The 9064-nt window shown below is 73.1% G+C and carries 9 protein-coding genes; 4 read left to right on the top strand and 5 right to left on the bottom strand.

Features of this window, described 5'->3' with window-relative positions:
* Together FAF44_RS01505 and FAF44_RS01500 are read right to left on the bottom strand one after the other, a co-directional pair.
* A partial coding sequence (locus FAF44_RS01505; RefSeq protein WP_237101130.1) for a serine/threonine-protein kinase occupies positions 1–791 on the bottom strand: 791 nt, incomplete at its 3' end.
* Positions 792–822: 31 nt separating this feature from the next.
* Positions 823–1479, bottom strand: a complete 657-nt coding sequence (locus FAF44_RS01500; RefSeq protein WP_237101129.1) for a TetR/AcrR family transcriptional regulator — start codon at positions 1477–1479, stop codon at positions 823–825.
* Between the two features lie 228 nt (positions 1480–1707).
* On the opposite strand from FAF44_RS01500, the gene FAF44_RS01495 reads away from it, so the two are divergent.
* From FAF44_RS01495 to FAF44_RS01485, 3 genes are read left to right on the top strand one after another with little or no spacing between them, the layout of a single operon-like run.
* A complete protein-coding gene (locus FAF44_RS01495) occupies positions 1708–2184 on the top strand; it encodes a hypothetical protein (RefSeq protein WP_237101128.1) in 477 nt (158 codons plus the stop codon).
* Between the two features lie 34 nt (positions 2185–2218).
* Entirely contained in the window at positions 2219–3058 is an 840-nt protein-coding gene (locus FAF44_RS01490) for a helix-turn-helix transcriptional regulator (RefSeq protein WP_237101127.1), read from the top strand.
* 44 nt (positions 3059–3102) lie between these two features.
* Positions 3103–3867 (top strand): glucose 1-dehydrogenase, encoded by a 765-nt coding sequence (locus FAF44_RS01485; protein WP_237101126.1) that lies wholly within the window; start codon positions 3103–3105, stop codon positions 3865–3867.
* Here the strand turns inward: FAF44_RS01485 and FAF44_RS01480 are convergent.
* Positions 3857–5152 carry an acyltransferase gene (locus tag FAF44_RS01480; protein ID WP_237101125.1) on the bottom strand — a complete coding sequence of 432 codons (1296 nt, stop codon included), beginning with the start codon at positions 5150–5152 and terminating at the stop codon, positions 3857–3859. The genes FAF44_RS01485 and FAF44_RS01480 overlap by 11 nt on opposite strands.
* Before the next feature lie 235 nt (positions 5153–5387).
* Here FAF44_RS01480 and FAF44_RS01475 point away from each other — a divergent pair, with 235 nt between their 5' ends.
* Positions 5388–6704, top strand: a complete 1317-nt coding sequence (locus FAF44_RS01475; protein WP_237101124.1) for a cytochrome P450 — start codon at positions 5388–5390, stop codon at positions 6702–6704.
* 12 nt (positions 6705–6716) lie between these two features.
* Here FAF44_RS01475 and FAF44_RS01470 read toward each other — a convergent pair whose 3' ends face one another.
* Positions 6717–8639 carry a BTAD domain-containing putative transcriptional regulator gene (locus FAF44_RS01470; protein WP_237101123.1) on the bottom strand — a complete coding sequence of 641 codons (1923 nt, stop codon included), beginning with the start codon at positions 8637–8639 and terminating at the stop codon, positions 6717–6719.
* 197 nt (positions 8640–8836) lie between these two features.
* Positions 8837–9064: hypothetical protein (locus FAF44_RS01465; RefSeq protein ID WP_237101122.1), on the bottom strand; the 228-nt coding region annotated here is incomplete at its 5' end.

Raw genomic sequence — 9064 nt, 5'->3', positions numbered from 1 at the left:
TCGACCACCTGGGCGGCCGTGGGCCGCCGCGCCGGCTCCTTGTCCAGGCACTCCCGCAGCAGCGACCCGAACCACCCGTCCAGCCCGCTCAGATCGGGCTCGCCGCGCAGCACCGAGTGCAGCGTCGAGGGGATGGTCTCGCCGGGGAAGGCCCGCCGCCCGGTGGCCGCGTAGTACATGGTCGCGCCCCACGCGAACAGGTCGGCGGGCGGCCCCACCTCCTCGTCGGAGATCTGCTCGGGAGCCATGTACGCGGGGCTCCCGATGGGCTGGCTGCTGACCAGCGACTGGCTCACGTCCAGGGCCTTGGCGATGCCGAAGTCGATCACGACGGGCCCGTCGGGGCCGAGCAGCACGTTGCCCGGCTTGAAGTCCCGGTGCACGACCCCGGCCGAGTGGATCGCGGCCAGCGCGGTCGCGGTGTTGATCGCCAGCCGTTGCAGCGCCGCCACCCCGCGCGGCCCGCTCTCCTTGACCGACTCCTGGAGCGAGGGGCCGTCCACGTACTCGCTGACGATGTACGGCCTGGCCCCCGCGAAGCCGGAGTCGAGCAGTTGCGCCGTGCAGAACGGCGCCACCCGCTTGGCCGTCTGCACCTCCCGCAGGAACCTGGTCCTGGCCTGCTCGTCGGAGATCAGGTGCGAGTGCAGCAGCTTGACCGCGACGAGTGGGCCGTCGGGGGTCCTGCCGGTGTAGACCACCCCCTGCCCGCCCGACCCGAGCCGGCCTTCCAGGAGGTACGGCCCGACCTCGGTGGGGTCGTCCGGCATCAGGGGCAGCGGCGCGGGCACGGGCCCTCCTTCGTGTCGCGGCGCGTGGCGTTCAGGACGCCGTCCTCGGGACCGTGAGCGGACGGCCGGGCGGGAGCTGGGCGGTCAGCCCCTCGGCCGCGGCGGTGAGCATGAACACGAAGTAGTCCTCCGATGTGTGCGGGGGGACGCCGGCGACGGCCTGGCGCAGGAGTTCGGAGCCGGCCATCGCGGTCAGCGACTCCTCGATGGCTGGGGTGCCGAGCAGGGTCTCCCGGTCCTGTTCGGCCACGGTGGCGCCGATCGCGATGGTGGCGATCGAGGAGGAGAGCACGGTGGCGGCGGCGGGGTCGTAGCCGCGCCGCCCCAGCGCGGTGATCTGGTGCTCCAGGAGCCGGACGCCCGACGGCCCGCGTGGGAACAGCCGTTGCATGTACCGGGCCGTCCCCGGGTGGTCGAGCGTGAAGCGTCGTAGCTGCAGGGCGAAGCCGACCAGGTGGGCGGTGGTGGGTTCGGCGGGGTCGTCGACGAGGGTCAGCCGGTCGAGGATCGCCTCGCCGACCAGGCTTTCCAGCGCCGAGCGGCTCGCCACGTGGCGGTAGACGGCCGCCGCCGTGACGCCGAGCGCGTCGGCCACGCTCTGCATGCTCAGGTGGACGAGGCCGATCCGGGTGCCGGCCTCGATCACGTCGCACAGCGTGAAGCTGGCGATGCGACCGCCGGTTCTCATGGGGTGCGCCTTCCCTAAGTTACGGCGCCTAACTTAGGAGAATGATCAGCCCTGCGCAAGAAGAGGTGAACACACCGTTATGGCCCGGTTGTCGGCCCGCGCCGGGCCGGTGGTGAAGGTTTCATGTGAAACCACGCATTACCGATATGCCCCCCGCGTCGGGCGACCGCACGCGATCGTCGCCACCGACTTGCGCGAACCACTAATCGTCAGGAATCCTTGACGCTTGTGACGATCGAGTTCCCTGACATCCCCGAGCACAAGGGCTTCGCCGCCCCCGTGCTGCCCAACGGCGAGCTGGCCCCCACCGCCAGCGCCTTCACCCGCACGTTCGTCGGCTACCAGGCCACCTGCTCCTGTGGCTGGACCGACCGGCGACGCCATCCGGCCACTCCGGAGGGCGCCAAGGAGGCGGAGTACCGCTGGGCGAGCGTGCACGCCACCGCCCTGCTCGCCGCCGCCCCGCCCAGCGAGCTGGTGATCAAGTCCAACCTCCTGTGCGAGCGGGTCGTGAAGCTGGCCGGCGAGCGCCCGCTCGCCGCCCTGACCCTGCTGTCGCAGATCGAGAGCTGGCAGCGTACCCTGCTCGACCAGGCCGTGGCCGGGGCCAGGCAGGGCGGGGCGTCCTGGTCGGAGGTGGGGGAGGCGATGGGCATCTCCAAGCAGGCCGCCCACGAACGGTTCAGGGCCACGGCGGAGCTGTAGTCCCCGCAGTCCACCTGCTCCGCTACCGTGACGTATGACCAGCGAGTCCACCGAGACGCGGCTGCGCCGCCGCGAGCAGCTCCGTGACTACCTGCGCGCCCGCCGGGCCCGCCTCACGCCCGCCGACGTCGGCATGGCGACGGCGGGTCGCCGCCGCACCCCCGGGCTGCGGCGCGAGGAGGTCGCCGTGCTGGCCGGGGTAGGGGTGTCCTGGTACACGTGGCTGGAGCAGGGCCGCGACATCAACGTCTCGGCCGAGGTGCTCGACGCGATCGGCCGGGCGCTGCGCCTGACCGGTCCCGAGCGGGCCCACCTGTACCTGCTGGCCGGGCTCAACCCGCCGCCCGCCGGCCCGGCGCGCGACGCCGAGGTCACCCCCGAACTGCGCCGCCTGCTCGACGCGTGGACGCCGCGACCGGCGATCCTGCGCGACCGCCACTGGAACCTGATCGCGATCAACGCGGCGACCCGGGCCGTGTTCGGCTACGACGACACCGACCACAACTGCCTGGTCTCGTTCTTCACCAACGCGCGATACCGCGGCATGCACGTGCAGTGGGCCTCGGTCGCCCCGGCCGTGGTCGCCGCCTTCCGCGCCGACGCCGGGCACGCCCCCGGCGATCCCGGGTTCGGCCGGCTGGTGGCGGACCTCAGCGCCGTCAGCCCCGAGTTCGCCGAGCTGTGGGCCCGCCACGAGGTGGGCGCGCCCGCGCACACGGTCAAGGCGGTGCGCCACCCCGAGGCCGGCGAGCTGTTCTTCGACCTGACCACCCTGACCCTGCCCGACCGGCCCGGCTGGCACCTCGAACTGTACGACCCGCGCCCCGGCACCGCCGAGCGCCTGGCCAAGGTGGTGCTGCCAGACCCAGGTTGAGCACGCACTGTTCGGCATCCGGGCCGCTCGGCAGGCTGGTCCGCATGACACCGACACGCTTCGACGGCAAGATCGCACTCATCACCGGCGGCACGAGCGGGATGGGCCTGGCCACCGCGCGCAGGCTGCTAGCCGAGGGCGCGCGGGTGGTCGTCACCGGCCGGGACCAGGCCCGGCTGGACGCCGCGCTCGACGACCTGGGCGGCGCGGAGCGCGTCCTCGCCGTCCGCGCGGACGCGGCCGACCTCGCCGACCTGGACCGGCTGGCCGGCACGATCCGCGACCGCCACGGACGCCTGGACGTGCTGTTCGCCAACGCCGGAGTGGCCTCGTTCGGCGAACTCGGGCAGGTGAGCGAGGCCGACTACGACCGCATCATGAACACCAACGTCAAGGGGGTGTTCTTCACCGTTCAGAAGACGCTGCCGCTGCTCGCCGACCGTGCGGCGATCGTCGTCAACGCGTCCTGGACGCTGCACCGCGGCCTGCCCGGGGCCTCGGTCTACGCGGCGTCCAAGGCGGCGGTGCACAACCTGACGCACACCCTCGCCGCGGACCTGGCGCCCAGGGGTGTCCGCGTCAACTCGGTCAGCCCCGGCTACATCGAGACCCCGATGTTCCACGGCAACATCTCGGCCGGGGCCGCGGACGCCGTGCGCGCCGCGGTGCCCGCCGGCCGGATCGGCTCGGCCGAGGACGTCGCCGGCGCGGTCGCCTTCCTCGCCTCCGACGAGGCTTCCTACGTCAACGGGCAGGACCTGATCATCGACGGCGGCCTGGTCGCCACCGCCGCAGGGCTCACGGGGTGACGCGGGCGGCGGCGGCGCGGGACAGCCGGCGGCCCAGCCCCTGGGCCGGACGCTCGACGTACCGGTAGCTCAGTACGGAGACGGCGACCACGACCGCCAGCACCAGCACGGAGCAGGCGATCCGCCCGGCCGGCGGCACCTCGACGGGGTACGGGAGCAGCCGCCGCAGCACCTGGATCGCGAGCGGGTGCAGCAGGTAGACGGAGTAGCTGACCAGCCCGAGGCTCACGAGGAGGCGGGGGAATCCGGCCGAGCGCAGCAGGCGGCAGGCCAGGAACGTCAGCCAGGCCACCGCCACCGCCGTGGACCAGCTCCACCGGAACGCCAGCGCCTGCTCGTCCGTCATGCCCCAGCCGGGGCCGAACCAGACCGCGGCGGCGATGGACACGACGGGCACCAGCCCAACCAGCCACCGCACCGCCGTCCGGCGGACCTGTCCCTGATCCAGCCGGTAGAGCGCGGTCCCGGCGAACATGGTGGCCAGGATGGCCAGGCTCTGCCACGCGCCGACCCGGCTGTTGACCGCGAGCAGCGCGAGGGCCAGGACGGCCACGGCGATCGCGCCGCACCGCCGTACGTTCCGGCCGCCGGCCAGGATCGCGGTCAGCCCGAGCGCCAGCACCACGATCACGCCCAGCACGACGGCGTCGCCGCCGAGGCCGCGGGACAGGGCGCCGGCCGGCAGCGCGCCGCCCACGAGCACGGCCGTCGCCGCGACGGCGAGCGTGCCGGCGGTGCCCGCCCGGCGCGGCCCGGCGACGAAGAGCGCGGTCACGAGGAGGTAGAAGACCATCTCGTAGGAGAGCGTCCAGAACACGTTGACGACGCTGGGCATCTGGAGGAAGTCCTGGAGCATCGTCAGGTGGGCCAGGGCGGAGGTGACCGGCCGGTCGGCGAGCTGGTCGGGCAGGGACGAGTACACCTGGACGATCCCGAACACGGCGCCGGTGAGCGCCACCACGATCCACAGGGGGTAGAGGCGGAACAGGCGGCCGATCCAGAAGGCCGAGACGCTGCCGCGCCGTTCGAGCGAGGGCGGCACCACGTAGCCGCTGACGAGGAAGAACAGCATCACACCGAACTGGCCGAAGTCGAACCACGGGCTGACGGCCGTGCGGACCTCGGGGAAGAGCGGGTCCAGCAGGTGCTCGAAGAGCACGGCCAGCACGGCGATGCCGCGCAGGGCGTCCAGCCAGGTCAGCCGGGCTGCCCGCGGGGGCGCGTGCGTCCGTTCCTCGGTCTGCGGTTCGCGGTCGCCTTCCCGGGCGGTCAGGTTGATAGACACCTGGTCACGTTATGGGGTCAACCTGAGTGAAGGCTTGGAGTAAAGACAGGACGGGCGGATCGATGGCCTTCGGACGACCTCGGCCGGCCGGCCGGTGGAGGGGAGAAGAGGCACGACAAACCATGTGTGAGTACATAGAGTGATAACTTGACTACAATTTGGGTATGCCGTTATCCGGAGACGGCCCAGGCACCGCTCCCGTGACCCGCGACTTCACACCGACCCGGGGGAGCCGATGGCACGCCAGATCCCACACGCCACCTTCCTGGAGAGCCTGCGGTTCTCCGCCGCCTACACGCTTCCGGCGCTCCTGCGCGGGCCCTACCTCGAACGCCCCGCCATGGCCAGGCTGCTCGCCTGGCTCGACACGAACGCGGCCGCCCAGCGGGTGTGCAGGGAACTGCGTGCCCGGTACGGCGGCCGGGCCGTCTACGTGCGCAACCCGCGCACCGTCCTGCTGATCCTTTCGCAGAGCGACATCAGGGACATCCTCACCTGCTCCGACGCGGTCTTCTCGCTCCGCACCAAGGCCAAGCGGGCCGGGCTGCGGCTCACCCAGCCCAACAGCGTCCTGCTGTCCCAGGGGGAGCTGCGCCGCGACCGCCGCCGGTTCAACGAAGCCGTGCTCCAGGCCGGGCAGGTGCCGCACGTGCTGGCCCCGCGCCTGCGCCAGGTGCTCGGCGAGGAGCTCGACGGCGTGCTCGGGCACGTCCCCGGCGAGGTCGACTGGGCCCGGCTGTCGGACGCCTACGGCCGAGCGGTCCTGCGGCTGGTGCTCGGCGACCAGGCGCGCGACGACGTCCGGATCCTGGAGGCGCTGCGCGAACTGCGCGCCGAGGCCAACTGGATGGGGCTGCGCCCGTGGCGGGCCAACCGCGTCCGCGCGCTGCGCCAGATCCTGGAGAACGGCATCGAGCGGCACGTCGCGGCGGAGACCCCCGGCAGCCTGGCGGGCCTGTTCGCGGCGGCCCCGCAGACCACCTGGACCTACCCGGCCGGGCAGGTCTCGCACTGGCTGATGGCCGCCGGCTCGATCGAGGTCAGGGCGCTGCGCACCACGCTCGCGCTGCTCGCCGGCCACCCCGAGCAGGCCGCGCGGGCTCGCGCCGAGGCCCGCGCCGACGACGGCATAGAACGGCTCGGCGCCTGCCTGTGCGAGAGCCTGCGCCTCTACCCCATGGTGCCCACCCTGTTCAGGACGGTGACACGGGCCGTCGACTGGCACGGCGCCCGACTCCCGCCCGGGATCGAGGTGGTGATCCCGCTCGCCGTGCACCACCGGAGTCCGCAACTCGAGTACGCCGACACGTTCACCCCCGAGGTCTGGCTCGACGGGCGGGTGCAGGCGGACTGGCGGGTCGCCCCCTTCTCCGGCGGCCCCGGCCGCTGCCCCGGGGCCGAGCTGGGCGTCCAGATCGCGGCCACGGCGCTGCGGGTGTTGCTCAGCCAGTACGACTTCCACCCGGCCGGCCCCGCCCTGAGCCCCGACCGTCCGCTGCCCAAGACCCTCGACCCCGCGTTCCTGCGGCTGCACGCCTACCCGCCCCGGTGAGGCCGGGCAGGCTCAGCGGCAGGCCGTCGCCTCGGCCGGCGCGAGGATGCGCCGGCTGGCCGCCCTGACCCGGCCGTGCCCCGGCGGCGTCATGCGGCGGCCCGGCGGTGTCAGGGCGGGTGCGGGCCGAAACGTCTCCCGCACGGCCCGCTCGCGGGCGTAGAGGCGGATCAGGCCGGGCAGCCAGTAGCGGCCGGGCCCGGCCGACTCGACGAGGCGCACGTCCAGGAGGTGGTTGAGCGCGGCCTCCGCGCGGTGCTCCGGCCATCCGGTGAACGCGGACACGTCGGACGCCGTGTGCGTCAGGTTGTCCAGGAAGCCCAGCACGGAGAAGGTGTGCACGGCGTCGGAGCCCGCGGGCTCCCCCGGAAGCTGCTGGAAGGCGGCCGCCAGGCTGTCGCGCATCGACAGGTCGGCGTGTTCGAGGGCGTCGAGGCGGCGCTCCGGGTCGGCGAGCTGCCTGGCGAGCTGCGCCAGCGCGCGGTCGGGACGGGCGGCCAGGCGCGCCGCCGCGATGCGCAGCGCGAGCGGCAGGCCGCCGCACCACCGGACGATCTGCCGGGCCGCCTGCGGCTCGGTGGCGACCCGGCCGGGTTCCGTGAGGCGGGTGAACAGTTCGGCGCCGTCGGCGTGGCCGAGCCTGGTCAGGCGCAGGTGGCCCGGCAGGTCGAGCGAGGCCATGATCTGGCGGCTGGTGATGACCACCGCGCAGCCCGGTCCGGCCGGGATGAGCGGCCTGACCTGGGCGGAGTCGAGCGCGTTGTCGAGCACGACCAGCAGGTTGCGGGTCGAGGTGAGCGAGCGGTAGCGGGCGGCGGCGCCGTCCAGCGTGGGCGGGACGGCGCTCCTGCCGAGCCCGAGCGAGCGCAGCAGCCGGCTCAGCGCCTCGAACGACGACAACGGCGGCAGCCCGGGGGTGACCGCGTGCAGATCGACGTAGAGGACGCCGTCGGCGAAGCGGTCGGCGACGGAGTGCGCGACGTGGACGGCCAGCGCGGACTTGCCGACCCCGGCCGGGCCGTGGACCGCGGCGACGGCCGGCGACTGCGGCGAGGCGTCGGTGAGCGAGCGCCGCAGCCAGGCGATCTCGCCGGCGCGCGCGGTGAACGCCGGCGTGTCGGAGGGCAACTCGGCCGGGATGACCGGCCGGCCGAGCGAGGTGCGCTGCGCGGGGGAGACCAGGTCGAGCGTCGGGTCACGCCTGAGCACCGCCTGCTGCATCTGGCTCAACGCCGCTCCCGGCTCGATGCCGAGTTCCTCGACCATGAGGCGGCGGGTCTCGTGGAACACCCCGAGAGCCTCGGACGGCCGCGAGGCCCGGTACAACGCCAGCATGAGCTGGGCGCGCGGGCGTTCGCGCAGCCGGTGGGTCGCGGTGTGCGCCGTGAGCGCGGGAAGCAGCGCGTAGTGGTCGCCGCCGGCCAGGCGCAGGTCCATGTGGTCTTCCAGCGTGGTCAGACGCTGCTCCTCCAGCCGGGCGGACTCGAACTCGGCCCAGGAGGCGGTCACGTCGGCCAGCGCCTCCCCCCGCCACAACGACAGGGCCCGCTGGAACAGCGCGTCCGCCCGCGCGAGCTCGCCCTGGGCCTGCGCGGTGCGCGCCTGCTCGGCCAGCAGCGTGAACAGGGTGGCGTCGACGCGCTCGCGGGCGAGGTTGAGCTGGTAGCCGCCGGAGACGGTCGTGATGAGGTCGTCGTAGCGGTGCGACGCCAGCAGGCTGCGCAGCTTGGAGACCACGATGTGCAGTTGTTTGCCCGCGGTGGTCGCCGTGCTGCGGCCCCACACCTGGATGAGCAGTTCCTCCGCGGAGACCGGCCGGCCCGCGTTCAGGGCGAGCTTGGCCAGCACCCCCACGCGCCGTTCGCCGGTGAGCCGCAGGGGCTCACCGTCCGCCCTGACCTCCCAAGGCCCCAGGAATTTGATCTCCAGTCCCATCAGGGCTCTCCCTCCGTGCCGTGGCTTGGATGGTCGACGTGAGGGACGGAGACTTCTGCGCGGGCACAGGGCTGCCGCGCGCAGCCGGGCATGACGCTACGTCGTCACGTCACAGCCTCCCCCAGGCTGCGCCGCGACTGTCCGTCACTTTACGAGGATGCGGGGCACACCGGTGTCCGGCGATCGCCCTACATCTTTCAGACCGGGAAATACTGCGTCCAGCCGAGGCCGAGGCCGATCCGGCTGGAGAAGTTGTTCGCGCCCTTCCCGTTCCAGATGTGGAGCTGGTCGTTCCGGACGGCTGCGATGTCGGTGTTCCCGTCACTGTTGATGTCGCCGAGTGACATCAGCGTGGCGGCGTACGGGGTCCAGCCGGGGCCGAGGGTGACGGGGCCGGTGAACTTGTTGCCGCCCTTGCCGTTCCA

The organism is Nonomuraea sp. MG754425 (genome assembly GCF_021699195.1).
GTDB lineage: Bacteria > Actinomycetota > Actinomycetes > Streptosporangiales > Streptosporangiaceae > Nonomuraea.
This window is presented reverse-complemented; position numbering and strand designations above follow the sequence as displayed.

Coding starts and splice junctions, on each gene's coding strand:
- FAF44_RS01500 (WP_237101129.1), bottom strand. CDS start 1,479: ATGAGAACCGGCGGTCGCATCGCCAGCTTCACGCTGTGCGACGTGATC.
- FAF44_RS01490 (WP_237101127.1), top strand. CDS start 2,219: ATGACCAGCGAGTCCACCGAGACGCGGCTGCGCCGCCGCGAGCAGCTC.
- FAF44_RS01485 (WP_237101126.1), top strand. CDS start 3,103: ATGACACCGACACGCTTCGACGGCAAGATCGCACTCATCACCGGCGGC.
- FAF44_RS01475 (WP_237101124.1), top strand. CDS start 5,388: ATGGCACGCCAGATCCCACACGCCACCTTCCTGGAGAGCCTGCGGTTC.
- FAF44_RS01470 (WP_237101123.1), bottom strand. CDS start 8,639: ATGGGACTGGAGATCAAATTCCTGGGGCCTTGGGAGGTCAGGGCGGAC.